Origin of the sequence: Caballeronia terrestris, from assembly GCF_001544515.1 — a bacterium.
GTDB classification, from domain to species: Bacteria; Pseudomonadota; Gammaproteobacteria; order Burkholderiales; family Burkholderiaceae; genus Caballeronia; species Caballeronia terrestris.
The window spans coordinates 1-20502 of the sequence record NZ_FCOL02000061.1 but is presented as its reverse complement, the minus strand read 5'-3'; the positions used below and the strand labels follow the sequence as shown (position 1 = coordinate 20502).

Annotated in this window: 18 protein-coding genes; 11 read left to right on the top strand and 7 right to left on the bottom strand. The window is 58.9% G+C overall.

Going from position 1 to position 20502, the window contains the following annotated elements:
* The first annotated feature begins 162 nt into the window (after positions 1-162).
* From AWB67_RS28890 to AWB67_RS28880, 3 genes are all read left to right on the top strand, one after another.
* Entirely contained in the window at positions 163-1503 is a 1341-nt protein-coding gene (locus AWB67_RS28890; RefSeq protein WP_087659610.1) for an MFS transporter, read from the top strand.
* Between the two features lie 144 nt (positions 1504-1647).
* Positions 1648-2823, top strand: a complete 1176-nt coding sequence (locus AWB67_RS28885; protein ID WP_087659609.1) for a porin — start codon at positions 1648-1650, stop codon at positions 2821-2823.
* Positions 2824-3540: 717 nt separating this feature from the next.
* Positions 3541-3894: a hypothetical protein gene (locus AWB67_RS28880; RefSeq protein ID WP_125477715.1), complete on the top strand. Its 354-nt coding sequence runs from the start codon at positions 3541-3543 to the stop codon at positions 3892-3894.
* Positions 3895-4060: 166 nt separating this feature from the next.
* Here the strand turns inward: AWB67_RS28880 and AWB67_RS28875 are convergent, their stop codons facing one another.
* The 4 genes from AWB67_RS28875 to AWB67_RS28860 form a co-directional block, all read right to left on the bottom strand.
* A complete protein-coding gene (locus AWB67_RS28875; protein ID WP_087659607.1) occupies positions 4061-4837 on the bottom strand; it encodes a molybdopterin-dependent oxidoreductase in 777 nt (258 codons plus the stop codon).
* 12 nt (positions 4838-4849) lie between these two features.
* On the bottom strand, positions 4850-5476 hold the full coding sequence (locus AWB67_RS28870) for a cytochrome b/b6 domain-containing protein (protein ID WP_087659606.1): 627 nt from the start codon (positions 5474-5476) through the stop codon (positions 4850-4852).
* Positions 5477-5502: 26 nt separating this feature from the next.
* Positions 5503-6288: a DUF1223 domain-containing protein gene (locus AWB67_RS28865; protein ID WP_374729855.1), complete on the bottom strand. Its 786-nt coding sequence runs from the start codon at positions 6286-6288 to the stop codon at positions 5503-5505.
* Positions 6289-6419: 131 nt separating this feature from the next.
* Positions 6420-6680 (bottom strand): pentapeptide MXKDX repeat protein, encoded by a 261-nt coding sequence (locus AWB67_RS28860; RefSeq protein WP_087659604.1) that lies wholly within the window; start codon positions 6678-6680, stop codon positions 6420-6422.
* A gap of 244 nt (positions 6681-6924) precedes the next feature.
* Here AWB67_RS28860 and AWB67_RS28855 point away from each other — a divergent pair, with 244 nt between their 5' ends.
* The 3 genes from AWB67_RS28855 (at position 6925) to AWB67_RS28840 (ending at position 10603) form a co-directional block, all read left to right on the top strand.
* Complete coding sequence (locus tag AWB67_RS28855; RefSeq protein ID WP_087659603.1) at positions 6925-7497, top strand: sigma-70 family RNA polymerase sigma factor; 573 nt, start codon at positions 6925-6927, stop codon at positions 7495-7497.
* Positions 7494-8135, top strand: a complete 642-nt coding sequence (locus tag AWB67_RS28850) for a DUF1109 domain-containing protein (RefSeq protein WP_087659602.1) — start codon at positions 7494-7496, stop codon at positions 8133-8135. The genes AWB67_RS28855 and AWB67_RS28850 overlap by 4 nt, the downstream gene beginning before the upstream one ends.
* 590 nt (positions 8136-8725) lie before the next feature.
* A complete protein-coding gene (locus AWB67_RS28840; RefSeq protein ID WP_087659600.1) occupies positions 8726-10603 on the top strand; it encodes a potassium transporter Kup in 1878 nt (625 codons plus the stop codon).
* Positions 10604-10775: 172 nt separating this feature from the next.
* Here the strand turns inward: AWB67_RS28840 and AWB67_RS28835 are convergent, their stop codons facing one another.
* Both AWB67_RS28835 and AWB67_RS28830 read right to left on the bottom strand, forming a co-directional pair.
* A complete protein-coding gene (locus AWB67_RS28835) occupies positions 10776-10961 on the bottom strand; it encodes a hypothetical protein (RefSeq protein ID WP_125477714.1) in 186 nt (61 codons plus the stop codon).
* Positions 10962-12212: 1251 nt separating this feature from the next.
* Complete coding sequence (locus AWB67_RS28830) at positions 12213-13079, bottom strand: mechanosensitive ion channel family protein (protein WP_235025376.1); 867 nt, start codon at positions 13077-13079, stop codon at positions 12213-12215.
* A 53-nt stretch (positions 13080-13132) separates the two neighbouring features.
* On the opposite strand from AWB67_RS28830, the gene AWB67_RS40960 reads away from it, so the two are divergent.
* Positions 13133-13444: a hypothetical protein gene (locus AWB67_RS40960; protein ID WP_159964969.1), complete on the top strand. Its 312-nt coding sequence runs from the start codon at positions 13133-13135 to the stop codon at positions 13442-13444.
* Between the two features lie 14 nt (positions 13445-13458).
* Positions 13459-13830 carry a response regulator gene (locus AWB67_RS28825; RefSeq protein WP_159964967.1) on the top strand — a complete coding sequence of 124 codons (372 nt, stop codon included), beginning with the start codon at positions 13459-13461 and terminating at the stop codon, positions 13828-13830.
* 1200 nt (positions 13831-15030) lie between these two features.
* Here AWB67_RS28825 and AWB67_RS28820 read toward each other — a convergent pair.
* Positions 15031-15675 (bottom strand): GntR family transcriptional regulator, encoded by a 645-nt coding sequence (locus tag AWB67_RS28820; RefSeq protein WP_087659619.1) that lies wholly within the window; start codon positions 15673-15675, stop codon positions 15031-15033.
* 281 nt (positions 15676-15956) lie between these two features.
* Between AWB67_RS28820 and hydA the strand changes: the two genes are divergently transcribed.
* The 3 genes from hydA to AWB67_RS28805 all read left to right on the top strand — a co-directional run bounded on the left by hydA (position 15957) and on the right by AWB67_RS28805 (position 20269).
* On the top strand, positions 15957-17381 hold the full coding sequence (gene hydA, locus AWB67_RS28815) for a dihydropyrimidinase (RefSeq protein ID WP_087659597.1): 1425 nt from the start codon (positions 15957-15959) through the stop codon (positions 17379-17381).
* 87 nt (positions 17382-17468) lie between these two features.
* Positions 17469-18929 carry an NCS1 family nucleobase:cation symporter-1 gene (locus AWB67_RS28810; protein ID WP_200822332.1) on the top strand — a complete coding sequence of 487 codons (1461 nt, stop codon included), beginning with the start codon at positions 17469-17471 and terminating at the stop codon, positions 18927-18929.
* A gap of 827 nt (positions 18930-19756) precedes the next feature.
* A complete protein-coding gene (locus AWB67_RS28805) occupies positions 19757-20269 on the top strand; it encodes a hypothetical protein (RefSeq protein ID WP_087659596.1) in 513 nt (170 codons plus the stop codon).
* Positions 20270-20502: the final 233 nt, after the last annotated feature.

The window sequence follows — 20502 nt, the reverse complement described above, 5'->3', positions numbered from 1 at the left end:
TAACTGCGAGTCCTGTGTCGCATTCTGTCCGATTTGGCCAATCGGAACCGCTCGTGAAAACCCTATAGGTCATGTTATTGACTTTTATGGCCGGAAGTCCTCTAATTCGGCTATCGAGTGCGGCCGCTCGGCTCGAGCGGCCAGTAAAATGAGGAGACACCAGTGACCATCCAGACATCCGCGTCGCCTACCGGCGATTTATCCGCAGGCATCACTGCAGAAAACGCCGTCTACAAAAAGCTTCTCTGGCGTTTGATGCCGCTCCTCATGCTGCTCTATATCGTCGCCTTCATCGACCGGTCTAATGTCGGCTTCGCGAAACTGAGCTTCCTGCACGATCTTGGGCTTTCCGAGGCGGTCTTCGGAATCGGCGCGGGAATCTTCTACGCCGGATACATGCTGTTCGAGATTCCCAGCAACATGCTGCTGGCGAAGATTGGCGCGCGGAAGACATTCCTGCGGATCATGGTGCTCTGGGCGGTATGTTCGGCGGGACTCGCCGCGATGACGGGCCAGAACAGCTATTACCTCTGGCGCTTTCTGCTTGGCGCTTCCGAAGCGGGACTTTTTCCCGGCATCCTGCTGTATCTGACCTACTGGGTGCCCGTGTCTCGCCGGGCTCGCTTCACCGCGCTTTTCATGGCCTCCATTCCCATCGCCGGCGTGATCGGCGGCCCGTTGTCGGGACTCATCATGCACACGATGGATGGCGTCGCGGGGCTGCACAGCTGGCGGTGGCTTTTTCTGATCGAAGGCATCCCGCCGTTGCTGCTCGTTTTCGTCGTGATCCGACTTTTGCACGATACGCCGGCAAATGCACCGTGGCTGTCACCCGACGAAGCGGCCATCATCGAACGCGACTTGCGAGCCGACCGCGAGACGACCGGCGCAACCGCGCACAAGTCGTTCGGCCAGGCGCTGCTCTCCCCTCGGTTTTATCTCTTGACTGGGATGGGCGTCGCGCTTCTCGCCAGCACGTCGAACGTGTTCTTCTGGTTGCCGACGATCATCCGCCGGACTGGCATCACCGATCTGTGGACGATCGGCGTGTTGTCATCGCTCCCTTTCATTGCCGGCTTTGTTTGCCAGTACCTGGTGGCTCGACACTCCGACGCGCGCAAGGAGCGCCGCTGGCACGCCGCGCTCTCTGGCGTCGCAGCAGCGATCGGCTGGGCGGCTCTGCCAATGGTGTCGGCAAACCCCGCTTTGTCGATTGTCGCGTTGATCGTGACGGCTGCGGGTACCTTCGCGGCGATGGGGCCATTCTGGTCCATGCCGAGCCTGTATCTCAGCAAGCAAGCGGCGGCGGGCGGCATCGCGTTGATCAGCACGCTTGCGGGTCTTGGCAGCCTCGTTAGCCCTGGCATTGTCGGCTGGCTCAACCAGACCACGCATACACTCGCCGCCGGCCAATACTACCTTGCGGCTCTGATGCTGGTAGGGGCGGTAACCGTCGTCGCGGTCGGGCGGCACGACAAGCCGAGAAAGGCGAACCACGCCTGAAACAACATCGCTGGGCCGAGGTTTGAAACCTTGGTGCCTCCCACTACACCACCACCCGAACGTCCGCACGAGACACCGATTCCGGTCTCTCCGTTGGCGAAGCCTTGCTCACGCTGCGATAAAACTGAACTCTGGAGACAGTACATGAAAAAGCATTCTTACTCGCTTTGCGCAATCGCTGCGTCGAGCGCCTTCGCCACTGCCGCCTATGGTCAAAGCAGCGTCACGCTCTACGGCATTATTGATGCGGGTTTCAACTATCAGTCCAACGCTAATGGCGGGCGCCTTTTTGCCATGACGAGCGGCGTTAATCAGGGCAGCCGGTTTGGACTCTTGGGAAGCGAAGATTTGGGTGGGGGGCTCAAAGCGATCTTCCGCCTCGAGAATGGTTTTGACGTGACCAACGGTCGGCTCGGCCAAGGCGGACTGATGTTCGGCCGGCAAGCCTATGTCGGGTTATCCAACCCCTATGGCACTCTGACTTTCGGCCGGCAATACGATTCGCTCATCGACTTCGTGAGCCAGTACTCGGTGAGCAATCAGTGGGGCGGCTACATCTCCGCGCATCCGGGCGACCTCGACAACTTCAACTACAGCTTCCGCAGCAACAACGCAGTGAAGTTTACGAGCGCAAACTACGCCGGCTTCTCGTTTGGCGGGACGTACAGTCTCGGCGGCGTCGCCGGCGACGTGACCCGCAACCAGATCTGGTCGGTTGGTGCTGGTTATACTCGCGGTCCGTTCTCGGCGGGCGTCGCCTATCTCAACGCCCGCAATCCCAACACAAGCTTGTTCGGTGGAAACTCTGCCACGGCGGCTACGGCGACAGCGGCCAATGCAACTTCGCCTGTTTATCGCGGCTTCCTTTCCGCGCATTCGTATCAGGATATAGGTGCAGGCGCATCGTACACATACGGCTCCGCCACCTTCGGCGCGACGTATTCGAATATCAGTTTCCGGGGCATGGGCGATACGACCTCCGGACCAAACCCGAGCCGATATACGGGCAACGCAATTTTCAATAACGCGGAAGTGAACTTCAGCTACCAAATCACGCCCGCGTGGATGGCGGGCGTCGCTTACGACTACACCAAAGGCAGCTCAAACAATGTCAACGAAGGCGCGACCTATCACCAGGCCGAGGCCAGCACTCACTACTTCCTGTCCAAGCGAACAGATGTTTATCTGTCGGCGATCTATCAGCACGCTTCCGGGGTCGATTCGACAAACAACAAGGCGGTCGCCGCCATCAACGTCCTGACACCCTCATCGTCTGACAGCGTAAAAGTGGTACGCATCGGTCTGCGTCACAAGTTCTGACGACCGCAAGGACGGGCCCGTGTAGGCAGGATCCTTCACTAAACCAATCAAATCTGGGAGCCGCACAGGCGGCTTTTCCAACCGCTGGTGGATCCCATCCATGCAACCGAGAAGGCCCGTTCGGCGTGACGGTTAGGCCGGCCCTCCCAGGTTTCACGCGAGTATCGCGCCCAACGAGTCCGCGTATCACAACCGCGTATGGCCATGGACGTTGAACGTCGCCGGATGCGACTTCTCTCTATCGCACGCGCGAGGACGCCCTACCGAACCGTACGCTATCTGACTATCTGATTAGCAACGACCGCTCGGACTTCGATATAGGCCTTCTTCAGGTAAACCGTAACCTCTGAGGCTGTTACATCATGGATCCATGCCTCAGGCGTAATTGGTAGGGCGTCGTCCATCAGTCGAATGTAAAGCACGAGATGGCGACTGCAATCCCGGCGTCATGCAATGGAATGGACCGCGGTCGAGCGAGCGCCGTCATGCGCGTCGCCGCGCTCGAGCGCCATACTGCTCCGCGTGACAGTTCGCGCGCGTCGCACCGAGCGCCGGTCACTGTCGCCCGCAGACGCAGTCCTATTTCCGTTCCAGGACATGCACCCGCAAATGGCGAAAGGGGGGCAGTCAGCGGTTTGCTTTCTCCAAACAGCTGCGAAGTGTGGCTCATTTCGACGCTGCGATACACTACCGAGATGTGGGATGTGGAGGGCTACCATGGAAGACCTGTCGCCGCTCGACTGTCTCTCGATTGTTGTCGCACTCATTGGCTTTGTCAGCTTCGTCATCCAACTCGTCTTGCTCGAACGCGAAAAACGGGTAACGCTTGTGCGATTAACCAAGTGGGGGCTACTCCACGCATCGATTGTTGTCACTGGTCTGACGATTCTGATGCTCTCCAAGTCATCTGCTCGGTTCAATGTCGGAGATCCTGACGTCTCCGCTCCAATGCGTGTCGGCGCCCTTTCCACAAAGGATTTCGTTGCCTTCGCGATCATTTATTTATTCATCGTGTGGCGCTCGGTGAAAACATTAAAACAACCGAGCAACGACGACGTGCCACGGCAGTAAGCGTCCGGAAGACGCGCGCTGCCCGTCTGTTTTATCAAAGTCCCATCTCTTTCCAGAGTCGCCGCGATCATCATCTTAGACATGCTCCTAGTCGATCTCTGACCACCGGTATTGTGATGGGCCTGCGATCAGTTGAAGCAGGCTCCGTCCAGGCGGCGCCATCGTCTTAGGAGCCACCGAACCAGTTGTACCCTTGATCGACCCAGTAGCCTCCGGGGAACGTGTTCGTCACAAAAATTTCCGTGATGTGTTTGGGATTTTTGTAGCCTAGTTTCGTGGGCATTCGCAGCTTCATTGGATAACCGTACCTCGGCGGCAATTGTTGACCGTCGTAGGTGAAGGTAAGCAGCGTCTGCGAATGCAGCGCGGTCGGCATGTCGATACTTTCGTAGTAATCGTCCGCGCATTTGAACCCCACATACTTCGCAGATGTATCCGCGCCCACGCGCCTGAGGAACTCCGAGAAGGGCGTGCCGCCCCACCGTCCGCTCGCGCTCCATCCTTCCACGCAGATATGCCGCGTGATCTGCTCCGCACTCGGTAACCGGTACAGGTCCGCCAGACTCCACGCCTGCTTGTTTTGCACGAGGCCGCCCACCTTCAGACGGAAATCCCTACCATTGACTTCAGGCACGTCGTCGATATCATAAAACGCGTTGAACGGGAACGGCCGCGTAATCTGTGCTTCGGCGTACGTCGGCGCAAGACGATTCGGGTCGAACAACCACTGCTGCACGTGGTCGTTGATTCGCGAGATGCGGGTCAAAAACGTCTCAACGGATTTGTCATCCGAGAGGCTGCATCCGCTAAGCATGGCAAGGCCGCCGAGCGTGAGGATGTGTTTGCCGAAAAGACGGCGCGACGGCATGTCGAGCTCGCGGCGCACGTCAATCAGGAGCGACTCCCGGTCGATTCCTGTCGACGTCGATTTGAAGGGTTTCATTGTCGGCCTCCTTCAGCGTCCGCGGATCATCGTGAGGAGCGAGCGCGGCACGAGCGCGACCATCGCGATATGCACGACGATGAATCCGGCAAGCAGCACCATCGCGCAAAAGTGAACAACGCGCGCAACATCGTAGCCGCCCATCAACTCCCGCAGCAACGGAAACTGCACGGACTTCCAGATGGCGAGGCCCGACACGATCAGTAAGGCGATATCAAACATCACGAACAGATATGCGAATTTCTGCACTGCGTTATAGCGGCTCGGGTCTGCGTGCGAGAGGTGGCCCTTGAGCGCCTCGCCGAGGTCGTGCAGAATGGCTCGCGGCGAGAGCGGAAAGAATTTCGATCGGAACCTGCCGCAGACGATGTTCATCGCCAGATAGAAGACGCCGTTGAAAAACAATAGCCACATCGCGGCGAAGTGCCATTGCAGCGCCCCGCCGAGCCAACCGCCGAGGGTAATGCCCGGAGGAATCATGAAACCCTTGAAGACCGGCGACGCATCGTAGATGCGCCATCCCGAGAGCATCATCAGTACCGCGGCGAGCGCGTTAAGCCAGTGCGCGATGCGAACCCATGCGGGCTGGATCGTGCGGCCCGCGCTGGCAGACGCACCGTGTTCTCGTAGCGCGTTCATTCGGATCTCCTTAAGCGTCGAGCAGCTCAACCGCCGCACGACGACAGTTCAACGACCTGCAGCACCTCGCCCGTCGCAGGGCTTTCAACGAAGGCCACCAGACCGCTTCGGCCAGCATCCGTCGAATAGCCTCCGGAGATCGTGGCGCGGCCGTTGACGAAGTTGACAGGCCCGATCCACCGGCGCACCACGCGATTGTGGTGGAGTGTGACTCCCGTGTTTTCGCCTGCCTTCACCGGGCTTTCGACCCGGTTCTCGTATATGGCCATGTAAGCGACGGCATCTTCGGGGAGTCTCTCGGTTGCCTTGAACGCTGCGTCGAACGCCATGTTGCCAGAAGGGACTGAGTGCGCGTCGATATGGATTTCGACGAGCGGCGATTCGGCGTTCAATTGATGAACACGCGTTGCAAAGGTCTCTTCGTTTGACCAGCTTCTCAATTCCTGGCCGCCGACAAACACCTCCGGTGTGTACACCACTTGCTTGCCGCCGTGTGCGCTCAGGCGTTGTTGACGCGACGTAAAGGTCGGACGCGCGAAACGGTCTTTCCACCCGAGGTTGTCCCAGTAGTCGACATGCAACGCGAGCGGCACGACCGCCTTCGTGTTGCGCATCTGGTCGAGCGCGCTGAGCCAGTTGTCAGCGGGTGGACAGCTGTTGCAGCCCTCGCTCGTATACAATTCGACCAACGCTGCACGCAGCGGCGGACTGCTCACACTGCAGGAGGTCGCGGCAGAGGCGAACTCAATAGCGCACGAGAACAGAAGGGCAGCGTGGCAATGTAAAGCCGAGACGCGCATGGCGGCCTCCAAGCCGAAACAACACATCAATTTCGATAGTCACGCGCGAAATGGGCCCCATGATGACTCAATTCCGGGTTGCTGAGGGCGCGATGAAGGAGGCCAGAATACTTATTCTGCTCGCTTATCGCGCCTGCGGGCGTTTACTTGCTCACGCCGTTCTCGCTATCGTGCTGCATTGCCGATCCGCCGGCGCCCTTCTGCATCTTGTCATGCTTCATCTTCTTGCTCGTCGAGTTCTTCCCCATCGAATCCTTGCTCATCGAATCCTTGCTCATCGAATCGTGCGACATCGCGTCCTTCGACATCGAGTCGTTTGACATCGCGCCGCTCGTCTGAGCGAACGCCGAACCACCGCTGACGAACAGCGATACGGCCAATGCTGCAATTGCAATGCGTTTCATATCAACTCCTTGAATGTGTTGCGGTGAATAGGTTTGGCCCGATTCAGGCCAACTGCGCCGAACCGGCCGATGCGTCGCCTTTCGCGCATCTGGAAGGTAGTTCGTCGCGCGCGTTGATCCGGTTACAGCAGGTAAGAAAATTTTTGTGCGGGCGGCTTCGGGGAAGCCGGGAGCGTGAACGCTCGCCCGCGAGTGCGTAGAATTCGAAAAAATAAACTTGCGCTTCCTGTAACCAGAGTGATCGATGGATCGAACTACGAGTAACACTGGCGCGCGGGCAAAGGAGACGCATCTTCAGGCGCTCTTTCTGAGCGGCCTGGACGGCGACGAGGCGGCGTACCGACAATTTCTGATGGAATTGTGCCCGCATCTTCGCGGGTTTCTACGGCGCAGGCTGAACGCCCAGCCGGGTGACATTGAAGATCTGGTCCAGGAAGTCCTGCTCGCCGTGCATAACGGGCGGGAGACATACCGGCGGGAGGAACCCTTGACTGCGTGGGTTCACGCGATTGCACGTTACAAGCTGACGGACTACTTTCGGGCGGGCTCGCGGCACGACGCCCTGAACGACCCTCTCGACGACGCCGCCGAGCTCTTCGCCGCGCCCGACCTTGAGCCTGCGCAGGCCAAACGAGACTTGGGCAAGCTCCTCGATAAGTTGCCGGAGCGCCAGCGCATGCCAATCGTGCACGTGAAACTGGAAGGCCGGTCGATCTCTGAGACCGCACGGATGACGGGGCTCTCGGAATCGGCGGTCAAGATCGGGGTGCATCGTGGACTGAAAGCGCTCGCTGCAAAGATTCGAGGAACACGATGAAAACCGATGACCTGATTTCGATGCTCGCTACGGGCGTGACGCCGGTAGATCGGCGCATGCTCGCCAAACGGTTCTGCATCGCGGTGCTCGCCGGAGCAGCGGGCGCAACCCTACTGGTTGCGACGATCCTCGGGGTGCGCCACGATCTCGCGCAGGTCGCGCACACGCCCATATTCTGGGCGAAGATCGCGCTGCCGCTTGCGCTGATGTTGGCCTCCCTGCGCATGACGGTGCGGCTCGCGAGACCCGGCATCACGGTGCGTGGTAGTTGGTTGGCGATTGGGGTACCGGTGGCGATTGTCTGGCTTGGCGCGCTCTATGTGCTCGCCAGCGCGCAACCCGATGAGCGGCTCGCGATCGTGCTAGGCAAGACTTGGCGCGTTTGTCCGTTCAATATCACGATCCTATCGATCCCAGGTTTTGTTGGCGTTTTCTGGGCGTTGAAGGGGCTCTCGCCGACGAGGCTGACGTTGACAGGCGCAGCAGGCGGCTTGCTGGCTGGATCGACCGCGACCCTTGCCTATTGCCTTCACTGCCCAGAGATGGGCGTACCTTTCTGGGGCGTTTGGTATTTGCTTGGGATGATGATTCCCACCATTGCTGGGGCGATACTAGGCTCGCGCCTACTGCACTGGTAGCGGTGTCCGTTGAACCAAGTTCCAGCGCATACCTTCCCGCGCCTGACAAAGACCTCGATCGACCTAACTCGTATCCGAATTTCTCACGCGCGTTCGGAGCCAACCCGTTCAAACACGAAGGTCGTCGTGTTGGGAGGTATCGACGCCGTGAAAATGCTTCCCGCGTTCAAGCCAGGAGACGCAGAGCCATTTCAAGCCTGGAGCAAGGCGCTTCGCTCTCGCCGGCCCAATTGCAGACGCGTATCTAACGCCTTCCCGATGAACGAACTGCTATGCCGCATCAGTGGTCTCATAAGACCGTTGACGTCGGATCTAGGAGTCTCGCTAGCCGCCGCCGCTGCAACCAGGGCATCATAGGCATCGATCGCGTCGATTGCGGTAATCTCATAACAGTGCCCCGCTTCAATCCGTCGGTCAATTGCGCACGGGCGGTTTTTGTCAAGAGCCACGAGCGGTGGCGCCAGAGGAGATGTATCCTCATTCTCAATCAGGCTGCTGACGATGAAGCGCTGTTTCGAGGACGCGGGTTCAAGCATCAGCAACTTGCGCTGTCGCCACATGCTTAAAGACTCACACAATGAGGCATCGTCGTGACCAAAGACTTCCCCAACAGTAGCATTGCGGCTCTGACGCTGGCTGCCATCGGGATTGTCTATGGCGACATTGGAACCAGTCCGCTCTACACCATGAAAGAGGTGTTCGCGAAGCATCACGGCCTTTCACCTACCCACATCAACGTGTTGGGGGTGGTCTCGCTGATTCTGTGGGGCCTGATAATCGTGATTTCACTCAAGTACGTAACTCTTGTCCTGCGGGCGGACAATCGAGGAGAAGGCGGAATCATGGCGATGACCGCGTTGGCCCTATCTTCGGTCACTCAGAGATCTCGTTGGTACTATCCGGTGATGCTGCTTGGTATGGTTGGCGCCGGTCTGTTTTTTGGCGACGGCGTGATTACTCCGGCTATCTCAGTCTTGTCAGCCATTGAAGGGTTGGAAGTTGCCACGCCTGCTCTCAAGCCGTATGTTATCCCCATAACTTTGGCCGTTCTGGTTGTCCTGTATCTGGTGCAGCGCAGGGGTACTGCTGGCATCGGAGAATGGTTCGGCCCGATTGTTTTGGTCTGGTTCGTGACGCTGGCTGCAATGGGCGTCGTTAATATCGCCAGCAACCCGGTCGTTCTGATTGCTTTCAATCCGCTCCACGCACTGGGCTTTCTCATTCACAACGGGTGGTTCGCCTTCGTGGCGCTCGGTGCAGTCGTCCTGTCGCTCACCGGGGCCGAAGCGCTCTATGCTGATATGGGCCATTTTGGGAAGAAGACAGTTCGCCTGGCCTGGTTCTCTATCGTCGCTCCCGCGCTGGCACTCAACTACCTCGGGCAAGGCGCCTTGTTGTTATCCAATCCGGCAGCGGTTTCAAATCCCTTTTTTCTGCAACTCGGCCCTTGGAGCGTCTATCCGCTCGTCGTGCTTTCGACAATGGCGACCGTTATCGCATCGCAAGCGACAATCTCGGGCGCATTTTCAGTCACTCAGCAAGCTATTGCGCTGGGTTTCCTGCCCCGTATGCGGATTCGCCAAACATCTGAGAGTCATAAGGGGCAAATCTACATCCCGCTCGTCAACTGGCTACAACTCGCAGCTGTGGTGTTGGCCGTCGTGGGATTCGGCTCGTCATCCAATCTGGCTTCGGCCTACGGCATTGCGGCAACCGCCACGATGTTGACAACGACGTTGCTGACCTTCTTTGTCGTTCGTTTCGGCTGGAAATTTCCGCTGGCGCTGTCTGTGGCAGCGACCGGATTCTTTTTAGTGATTGACGTTGCTCTCTTCTCTTCCACGAGTCTGAAAATTATCAGCGGCGGGTGGTTCACGCTGACGATCAGTGCGCTGATGGTCATGCTTATGCTCACGTGGCGAAGGGGGCGCGAACTGGTTTTCCAAAGCCTTCAACGCCAACTCATCCCGCTCGACGACTTCCTCCGGTCGTTATTCATCAATCCACCGCTACGCGTACCTGGTACGGCAGTCTTTTTTCGTGCTGAAGGTGACGGTGTACCGCATGCGTTATTGCATAACCTACTGCATAACCAGGTGCTGCACGAGCGAACGATATTTTTGACCGTGTATTCCACCGACATCCCCAGAATACCGGATAGCGAACGCATCAAAGTAGCCCCGCTAGGACACAACTGTTATCAAGTCAACGTTTATTATGGATTCTCGGATGAGCGTGATATACCGGGCGCATTGCAGAAAGGCCGACATGCTGGACTTACCATTGACCCGATGCAAACATCGTTCTTTATCGCCCGCCAAACGATACTTGCTACGCCGAAAGCCGGCATGGCGCTATGGCGAGAGGCCTTATATGCCACGATGTCCCGCAACGCCCGTGATGCGGCGGATTACTTTAAGATTCCACCGAATCGAGTTATCGAACTGGGCGCGCAGGTAGAGATTTGATGGCATGGGGCGGCAGGCAACACCGCAGTCAGGTCCTTTAGTGATTCGACGACTTCGCTCGCGACCCTCACGGAACCACCATCGGGCATAGCGTCGAGTGCACTCACCATGAGATTGAGCGGCGCCGCTTCGAAGCGGGCTGCATCGACCGAGGAAGGCTGGCTGATGCGATTTACCTGACTTCGCTCGGAGAGGCGCGCGTGCCGGCACGCACGAGCATTGGTTCGAAGTCACGGATCAGCGCGGCTAGGTCGTGTATTTCGGCCGTTAGCGGCTGTTGTCGCGCAAAGGACAGGAATTGCTGCGCGAATGTGGTGCCGAGATCGATTGCGCTTCTCGTATCTTCGATCATCTTCATGTCGAGCGGCGTGCGCGACCGCATGGCCAACATCTGCACCGTCGTCGCGTTCGGGCGGCACAACAAGCCGAGAAGGAAAACCACGCCTGAAGCAGCATCGCTGGCCAGAGGTTTGAAACCTTAACGCTCCCACTAAACCATCACCGGAACATCCGCATGAGACACCGATTCCGGCTCTCCGGTGGCGAAGTCTTGCCCACGCTGTGAAAAAGCCGAACTCCGCAAAACAGTAGCTTAAAAAGCATCTGACTCGGTTTGCGGAATCGCTGCGTTGAGCGCTTCGCTGCTGCTGCCTAAGGTAAAAACAGCGTCATGATCTACGGAATTATTGATCCGGGTTTCAACTATCAGTCGAACGCTAATGCCGGGCGCCTGTTTGCCATCACCCTTCCGGCTCGAGAACGGGTTTGACGTGCCCAACGATGGGCCCGGCAAGCCTATGTCGGGTTATCGAATCCCTATGTTGTGACTTTCGGCCGGCAGTATGACTCGCTCATCGACTTTGTGAGCGAGTACTCAAAGAGCAACCAGTGAAGCGGCTCCATCTCCGCGCATCCCGGCGACCCAGACAACTTCAACTACAGCTTCCGCAGCAACAACGCAGTGAAGTTCAGGAGCGCCAATTACGTAGGCTTTAGTTCGGCGAAACGGACAGTCTCGGCGGCATCGCACACGACGTGACCCGCGACCAGATCTGTCGGTTGGTGCCGGTTATACTCGCGATCCGTTCTCGGCGGGTGTCGCCTATCTCAACGCGTTAATCGCGGCTTCCTTTCCGCGCATTCGTTCAGGATATAGGTGCAGGCGCATCGTACTTCCTGTCCAAGCAAACAGATGCTGATCTGTCGGCGATCTGTCTGATAGCGTAAATGTGGCACGCGTCGGTCTGCGTCACAACTCCGACGACCGCGAGTACAGGCCCGTGTAGGCAGGATCCTTCACTGAATCAATCAGATCTGGGACGGCGCCGACCGGCGGTTTTCCATCTGCTGGTAGATCCCACATACACGTTGCAGCCGGTGTTGCCGGCTCACGGGGAGTTGCGACGGCTCGACCCCCGTTGGTCATTAAAATGCGACTGCTGAGAATCAGTTGACGACATGTCGCCGCATTCTGAACGAGCCAAGTGGCCGCTCTCATCGCGTCCTTAAACGGTCTCTGTGATCGTCTCGCCGGTGAGAGAATTGTGATGCGAAATCTCTCCTCCATATCAAAACCGTTTCCGAATGTGCCCTGCACTATGGCCGGCTTTCAACTCTCGCGTCGTGAATCGTTCGATGCGACGCCCTGCCCACCTGAGTCTGCCGGCTTCGACGACGGCGTGGAATACCAATGTTCCGGGGGCACAACGATGTTGGATGCGGGTTGCGCCATAAAATGTGGCGACATAATCTGGACGTCATATTCGTTGAAAACATCGAGTACATGCCCGTGTAATTCGCTCAAGACCACGGGGCGGAGTAGTGGGCTGTCGATCGCAGCGTAGAGCTCGTATTCAACATAGAAGTCCGACAGCGCCCGTTGCAACACGAATGCTGCCGGTTCATCCAGTATGTGCGATGTGCGCTTTGCCGCCAAGATAAGCATCGCATGGACCTGACGCCAAGGCGTATCGTAGCCAATTGTGACGGACGTCGAGAGCAGGGCGCCGTGTTGATTCGCGAGGCTCGAATAATTTCGCACGATCGAACTGACCACTAATGCGTTCGGAATGGTTACTTCCTCATGGCGCAGATTGGTCAGCTTAACAGACAGCGAGTTGACGCCGATAACAACACCGGTTGTGCCACCCACCGTGACAAGATCGCCCTTTCGAAGTGCACGGCTATAAGTCACGACTAGGCCACTCATTAACTGGTTCACGATGCCAGCAGATCCTAACGAGAGCATCAACCCCAGGAGTACGCTTAAGCCTTTGAAAACGTCGCTTTGCGAGCCCGGAAAATATGGATAGGCGAATGTAATGGCCACCGCCCACACGATAACCGCGATGACGCGACGTGTCGCGTCCGTGGTATCCGGATGTATCCCGGGGAGTGAAATCCGCCCGGATCCCGCGGCTCGGAATATGTTGTCGATCAAGCTCAACAAGGCGCGCGTGAGCATAAAGATGACCACGACGGTAATTACTCCGGGGAGTGCATCAAAGTAAAAAACGGAGGCCAACAACGATGTCAGATGTTCCGGAAATCAGGGTTGAGCGTCAAACGGGAGGCTGGGTGTGGGCGGCCATCGTGCCGAGCACCGACGGCGCGGCGCCGCAGATTCTGCACCAATCCCTGGAAGCGTTTCCGAGCGAGGAGGCTGCGCTCGGCGACGCCAGAAAAGTCTTGCAAAAATTCAAATTCAATCTGCTGCGGAGGAATCGACAAAGCTACGGCACAACCGTTGCTGATTTGAGGAAAACCATTTTTTTTCGAACATGCAGCACGATTCCTTGCCAGTCTCAGGACTCTGGAGCAGCCGCGCGTTCCAGAGCGTGACTCCGCCTATCGCGGTGCTGATCGTTGATGACGATCGTGCTGTCGCGGAGGCGCTCTCTGCTGCGCTCGCATTCGAAGGCTTTCGCCCGGCCGTCGTCGATGGCGGCTATTCGGCGTTCCTAACACCTCCGGCGTTAACGCCTCATATCGTCATCCTCGACATCGAAATGCCGCTTTGTGACGGCTTTGCCGTCGCCGCGGCCATGCGCGAATCCGGTCGGTTTTCGGCGACCCCGATTATCGCGTACAGCTCGCTGGCCGAAGCGGAGGTGATGGAGCGCGGCAAGGAAGCGCAGATCGATGCGTTCTGCCGAAAGGGCAATTCGCTGCGATGCTTGCTCGCGCTTATCGATCACCTGGCGCCTGTCCAGGCGGCGGGTATTTAGGGCCGACTGGTCAAGCCCATCGTGTCCTCGTACGTCGGTTACATCCTGGCGTGTCGCGCGCCGCGATGAGTGCCCCTTTGTGAGATCGACTGCGGCCGGTCGCTCACCCTACCAACAACGGAAAAATCCTTGGGCGAATCCGGCCGCGGCCGGACCGGGCTCTATTCGCTTTCGCTCACCGGGCCTGACGTCCCGGCCATTCGGTGACGATCCCTTTCGCAAAGTCCAACACGCAAGCCAGATGAACGTGCTAAGGGGCTCCGCCCCTGGCGCGCTGCAAGGGAAATGGCTTCGCCTTAGCCGGGCGGTCTCCCCATCTTTCGCAAGCTGCAAGACGGCCTTGCCGCCGCCCCTGCGGGGTGGGTGATCCCCCTCCGCCCGTCCAGCCCTTGCACCTTGCCTCCCCCGTCTGCGCCCGACGGGCAGGGGTATTCGCGCAACCTTTTGATGGCTCGCTCTCTATGCATCGGGCAGCGGTGGCCGGCTTAGTCGATGAGACATATGCGCAGCTGCACGCGGCGGACGCCGTTCTCTTCAAACGCGTCGGACCCGATCAATACGAGTACCGAGTGAAACGTTCGATATTGGGCTACGCGGGTATTCCGTGGCTTGTTGCACGCCGAACTAACGTCAAACTCATCGACCACTGCCAAAAATCTGGCAATGAAGTATGCTTCATACAAGTTGATTAACCTCGCCGCGTCCGTTTCACATCGGCAATCTGCCGAGATAGAACTGAGTTTCAAGCAAGGCGAGGCTGGGTCAACGGGCTGCTAGTCGAAGAACGCGTCGTGCAAAGTAGCGAGAACCGCCCTAACCATTTTGTAGTCCTTAGTAATATATCTCACTTAATTTAGTTTATCTTAGAGTTCCTTGTACCGGTAATGTAAGCACGGTACTCGAACGTGAACCAATATGCCGACCAATGACGACACATACGATCGTGGGTGTGGATATCGCAAAGAACGTAATGGAGGTTTATTGGATGGATCCGGATACCGGCAAGATCGTGAACACGCCTTTTAGCAGGGGGTGACTGATTTGGGCTTCTCGCTCCGATCTAGCATGGAACGGCATTTTTTGCTCGGAACCAGTCACCGCCGGCTTTATGCGCCCATTGACGACTTCGTGAGCGCGTGCCGACCAGGCACGGACGAGCGCTTCGGCGGGACGCCCGTCAAACCCGTCGACGTTAGCGGATCAGTTCCTGAAGATCTCTTCGAGATCGTCCTGCTCCTCGACGGAGTCGAGCTTCATGTTCTTTTGAATGTGATCCAAATGCTCAAGCATCAGCCGCTCGGCCTGCGTTTGATTGCGCTCAGCGATGGCATCAATGATTCGCGAATGTTCGTCTGCGCGGCAGCAGGTTGCCGTGGGCGCGTCGTAGAGAAAGATCATGAGGCAGGTCAGCACGGAAAGCTCGCGCATGGCGCGGGCGAGTGCCGAATTACCCGCGAGCTCGGCGGCCAGCGAATGAAACTCGCCTGACAGCCGGATCACGGCCCGCTTGTCTTCGCGATGGCGCGCATCGATTTCAAGCTTCTGATGCCGGCGCAGCCGCGCCAGCTTGTCCTCAGTCAAGTTTTCCACGAGCCGGCGCATGACGGCGGGCTCGATCAGCCTGCGCGCCTCGAAAACATCGAGCGCCTGCCGAATCGACGGCCTCGCAACGTACGCCCCTTTCTGAGGAATCAGCTCCACGATCTGCTCATGTGCGAGCCGGGCGAGCACTTCGCGGATACGCCCACGGCTCGCGCCGAAAATCTCGGCGAGCCGCTCCTCCGCGAGTTTCGTGCCGGGGTGCAGCCGGTGCTCAAGGATTGCTGTGTAGATGCGTTCGTAGATCGCTTCCTGGCCCAGTTCACGCGGCGCGCTGACGGGCGCGACGTCCTTGCGCTTGCGGCCGATGGTCGTTTTCGGCTGGATCGAAGCGAACTCGTCGATTGCAGACACTGCGGTGGTCTCCTATTCAAAGGCATATCCACAGGATAGCGGCGCGCGTCAGTTTTGTCGACATCAATGTAAACACCAATTACGTCGTCAACGTTGTTGACTATGATGTTGACATGTAAATCTACACGCTGCGCAGTGTTTGACGATTGAATCTCGTAAGAGGAAATTTTCAGATGACAGATCCGGGACTGGACTTGGTCGTTCGGCGCGCCCGCGTCGCGACGGCTAGCGACACCTTCGACGCAGACATCGGCGTTGCAGGCGGAAGAATCGTTCAACTGGGCGTGGACCTGCCGAAAGGCGTGCGCGAAATTGATGCGGCAGGGCGCGTCGTAACACCCGGCGGCGTCGATGCGCATTGCCACTTCGATCAGCCGATGGCGCCGCCGCTGCGCATGGCCGACGACTTCGACACGGGCACGCGTGCGGCTGCATGCGGCGGGACGACCACGGTCATTCCTTTCGCGGCGCAGATGAAGGGCCAATCGCTGAAAGCAGCGGTCGCGGACTACCATCATCGCGCTGAGGGCCGTGCGCATGTCGACTACGCGTTCCATCTGATTGTCAGCGATCCGACGCCCGCCGTGCTGAAGGAGGAATTGCCCGCGCTCATCCGCGATGGCTACACTTCCTTCAAGATCTACATGACCTATGAGGACCTGAAGCTCGACGATGGCCAGATACTGGATGTGCTCGAGGTAGCTCGCGAACACGGCGCGATGGCTATGGTGCATGCCGAGAACGCCGACTGCATCGAGTGGCTGACGAAGCGCCTCGAGGCCGCTGGCCGCACCGCGCCGCGCTTTCATGCGCACTCGCGTCCGATGCTCGTGGAACGAGAGGCCACGCATCGCGCCATATCGCTAGCCGAGCTGGTAGACGTGCCCGTGCTGATCGTGCACGTCTCGGGTCGCGAAGCCGTCGAGCAGATTCGGTGGGCGCGCGCGCATGGTCTCAAGGTCTATGCCGAGACGTGCCCGCAATACCTCTTTCTGACAGCCGCCGATCTTGGCATCGACGACAGCTATCAGGGCGCGAAATGCGTGTGCAGCCCGCCGCCGCGCGACAAGGCGAATCAGGAAATCATCTGGGACGGCCTGAACGACGGGCTCTTCACGCTGTTCAGCTCGGACCACGCGCCGTTTCGCTACGACGCCCCCGAGGGCAAGAAGCCCGATGGAGAGGAAGTCTCATTCCGGCACATCCCGAACGGCATACCCGGCGTGGAGACGCGCATGCCGCTGCTCTATTCTGAAGGCGTGCTGGCAGGCCGGATGACGCTCAACCGCTTCGTCGAATTGACGGCCACCAATCCTGCGAAGGCGTATGGCCTACATCCGCGCAAGGGCAGCATCGCGATAGGCAGCGATGCCGATCTCGTCATCTGGAACGAGCGCGAGCTCGTGCTGCGCAATGCCGATCTCCACCATGCCGTCGACTACACGCCGTACGAAGGGCAGACACTGAAGGCCTGGCCTGCGCTGACGCTCATCGGAGGCGCAGTCGTATGGGACGGACAGTTCCATCCGCGCGCGGGCCTCGGCCGGTTTCTACGCTGCGGCAAGCCCACGCTCGCGCCCGACGGCGGGCGCAACTGATCATCGTTGTGGTGTTCCCATACAAGCAGTGCCGGTCGTTTCGCTGATCGAACAGCGCACACCGGTTCATGAAGAGGAGACGTCATCGTGGAAAGACAGCACCAGCATCTTGCCGAACTGGACCCTACTGGACGGCTGTACAACGAAGACCTGGCGCCCGCCATCGAGCGCAAATGGACTGCGTACAGTTTCTTCGCCGTGTGGATGTCGGCCATTCATAACATCGGCACCTACACGTTCGTCGCCGGGCTGTTCGTGCTTGGACTGACCGGATGGCAAGTGCTCGCGGCCATTCTGATCGGCACCGCGATTCTTTTCTTCGGCATGAACTGGGCCGGACGCATGGGCCAGCAGACAGGCATTCCATTTCCCGTGATGGCCCGCATCAGCTTCGGCATCTGGGGCGCCAATGTGCCGGCGCTGATTCGCGCGGTGATTGCGATCTGCTGGTACGGCATTCAAACCTATCTGGCATCGACGGCGGTGGTCGTGCTGCTGTTGCGCATAAATCCGGGATTGCAGCACTGGCAGGATCAGAGCCTGCTCGGGCTGTCCTATCTCGGCTGGGTCTGCTTCGTGTTTCTGTGGGTCATGCAACTGATCGTCATCACGCGCGGCATGGAGGCGGTGCGCAAGTTCCAGGACTGGGCCGGCCCGATCGTCTGGATCGTGATGCTCGTGATGGCCCTATGGCTCTTCGCGATGGCTGACTGGCATATCCCGATGAGCCTGTCAGTGCACCCCTTGTCAAGCAGCGATGCGCTTCAGGGCGTGCTGACGGGCGCGTTCCTGCTGGTTTCGACCTACGCGACCATGTTGCTCAACTACTGCGATTTCACGCGCTTCGCCAAGTCGGAGCGCGCGGTGATCGTCGGCAATTTCTGGGGCATTCCGATCAATTTTGCAGCCTTCGCGGCAATCAGCATCACGATGACGATCGGCACCGTGGTGGTGTTCGGCAAGGCCATCACCGATCCGGCCCTGATCCTCGCAAAGGTGCCCAACACGTTTGTGCTGGTAGTCGGCGCGCTCATGTTCATCGTGGCGACGATCGGGGTCAACGTGGTCCTGAATTTCGTCTCGCCGGCGTATGACCTGGCGAACGTCTGGCCGAAGCGGATCACGTTCCGGCGCGGCGGCATCATCAGCGCGGTGCTCGCGCTCGTAGTCATGCCGTGGAACCTGTATTCGAATCCCGTCGTTGTGAATTACTTCCTTGGCGGACTCGGCGCGTTCCTCGGTCCGCTCTTTGGGATCATGGCGGCCGACTATTTCCTGATCCGGCACGGCGTGGTCAACATCAACGACCTCTATCGCTCGGACGAGCGCGGCGAATACTTCTATCGCAACGGGCTCAACACCCGTGCGCTCGCCGTGTTCGTGCCGACCGCAGCAGTGACGGTGGTGATCGCGCTGCTGCCCGCGCTTTCCGCGATTGCGGCGTTCGCGTGGCCGATCGGCTTCGTCGCGGGCGGAATGGTTTATTTCTTGGCGATGAACGGCGCGGCCAGACGGGCCATTACTGACGCGGAAAGCACGGCAAACTAAAGGGGCTGATGCGAGTCGATCGACATGCTGGCGGATCATGGGCGTCGCACAGTCGGCGCCGCCCACTTCATTGTTGCAGCCGACTCCGCCGATCCATATCGCTGCCGGCGATACAAACGGTCGGATGATGCTCGGCGCGCGAGCAAGGCGCTCAACCCGCTGGAGTCGCTTACCCCTGAGTATTCCGGTGCCAACCCGCGGCGCTGCGTTGGGCGAGTCGCGGGTGCCGTGCGGCGATCGACGGCACGAAGGGCCGCGCCCGGGCGGGATCGAAACGTTGCGCCAGTGCCCTGCGGAAAACCCGTCATGCGCTGCCGTTCGACGTCGTACGTACGCTTCAAACCCGACAGGCGGGCAATCGGGTCTGCCGCAGCCACAGCAAAGCCGTCGCAACGCGGCATTTAGATGTCCAAATGACGATATGGGGCGTTAAGGTAGTTTGCGTCTGAAACGCCGAATAGCCCCCATCAACGACCGTCGTGCGAAAACCCTCAAGCACCAGTGCAGCAGCGAGCGCCTCTGCCTGAGCACCATCGTCGTCGACGATCAGTGCCGCGATGGGCGGAGTGACGCCCTGAAACGATCGAACGCTCCACAGTCCCGGAATAGGTGAACGGCCGCGCTCCATGTTGGTACTTTGGGCTTTCTCCGGTCACGCCAATGGCTATGCCTTGCCTATGTTAATCCGGGCTGCAGCAGGCGTAACGCGCAGTTTCTGCAGCACATTATCGGAGTCGCTGAATGCGGCTTCTTCGCTCGGAAACGCTTCGTGCAATTGATAGAGAAGCTACGGCCCGTGCCCGGCGGGCTGACGTTAATCGCCGCCCATGCCCACCCTCCGAGCTGCCGCTCTATCACACTCGGGAAAGCAGCAGGCGCAAAGCGACGCGCAACGTGATGCGAGAAGCGTCGGCCAGCTGTCCGACAATGCGCCGGGCATCACCGGCATCGCACGCAATCATGCCGATGATCGCCTCGCCCAAGGATTCTCGTTTGATGACGTCGTCGCCGAATTTCGTGCACTGCGGGCGAGCGTGATCCGGCACTGGCTGACTGTACCGTCTGTGGACGCGATCGCGCGCCTCAGTGAACTGGTGCGGTTCGACGAGGCGGTAGATCAGGCGCTAGCCGAGTCAATTGCCCGCTACTCGGCTGGCTTCGCCCGCGTGCGCGAACTGTTTGCCGGCATCCTCGCGCATGATTTAAAAACGCCACCGGGCGCGATCGCCACGTCGGCCCAATACTTATTGCGAGTCGAGAATTCGCCAGCCCCAGCGCTGCGCGTGGCGGCAAACATTCAGCGCAACAGCGCCCGGATGCAACGCATCGTCAAGATCTGATGGACTTCACGCGCATCCGGCTTGGAGGCTTGTTACCGGTCAACATTCAGGCCGCCCGTCTTGTCGCGTCGCTGCCGCGCGCGCCTTCGCAGCCGAGCTGAGTGGGGCCATGGACGACGCGGATGACGCTGCGTTACTCCTCGAAACGCTTGGTTCCTAGTGCAGTGCGTCACAAATAATGCAACTTAATGACGATTTGTGAGTCTCCATTTGCATGGAGGGAGAACTCATGA

Excerpts from the sequence above, each read along its gene's own strand:
- AWB67_RS28885 (WP_087659609.1), top strand. The coding sequence starts at position 1,648 with ATGAAAAAGCATTCTTACTCGCTTTGCGCAATCGCTGCGTCGAGCGCC.
- AWB67_RS28880 (WP_125477715.1), top strand. The coding sequence starts at position 3,541 with ATGGAAGACCTGTCGCCGCTCGACTGTCTCTCGATTGTTGTCGCACTC.
- AWB67_RS28875 (WP_087659607.1), bottom strand. The coding sequence starts at position 4,837 with ATGAAACCCTTCAAATCGACGTCGACAGGAATCGACCGGGAGTCGCTC.
- AWB67_RS28870 (WP_087659606.1), bottom strand. The coding sequence starts at position 5,476 with ATGAACGCGCTACGAGAACACGGTGCGTCTGCCAGCGCGGGCCGCACG.
- AWB67_RS28860 (WP_087659604.1), bottom strand. The coding sequence starts at position 6,680 with ATGAAACGCATTGCAATTGCAGCATTGGCCGTATCGCTGTTCGTCAGC.
- AWB67_RS28855 (WP_087659603.1), top strand. The coding sequence starts at position 6,925 with ATGGATCGAACTACGAGTAACACTGGCGCGCGGGCAAAGGAGACGCAT.
- AWB67_RS28850 (WP_087659602.1), top strand. The coding sequence starts at position 7,494 with ATGAAAACCGATGACCTGATTTCGATGCTCGCTACGGGCGTGACGCCG.
- AWB67_RS28835 (WP_125477714.1), bottom strand. The coding sequence starts at position 10,961 with ATGAAGATGATCGAAGATACGAGAAGCGCAATCGATCTCGGCACCACA.
- AWB67_RS40960 (WP_159964969.1), top strand. The coding sequence starts at position 13,133 with ATGTCAGATGTTCCGGAAATCAGGGTTGAGCGTCAAACGGGAGGCTGG.
- hydA (WP_087659597.1), top strand. The coding sequence starts at position 15,957 with ATGACAGATCCGGGACTGGACTTGGTCGTTCGGCGCGCCCGCGTCGCG.
- AWB67_RS28805 (WP_087659596.1), top strand. The coding sequence starts at position 19,757 with ATGCCCACCCTCCGAGCTGCCGCTCTATCACACTCGGGAAAGCAGCAG.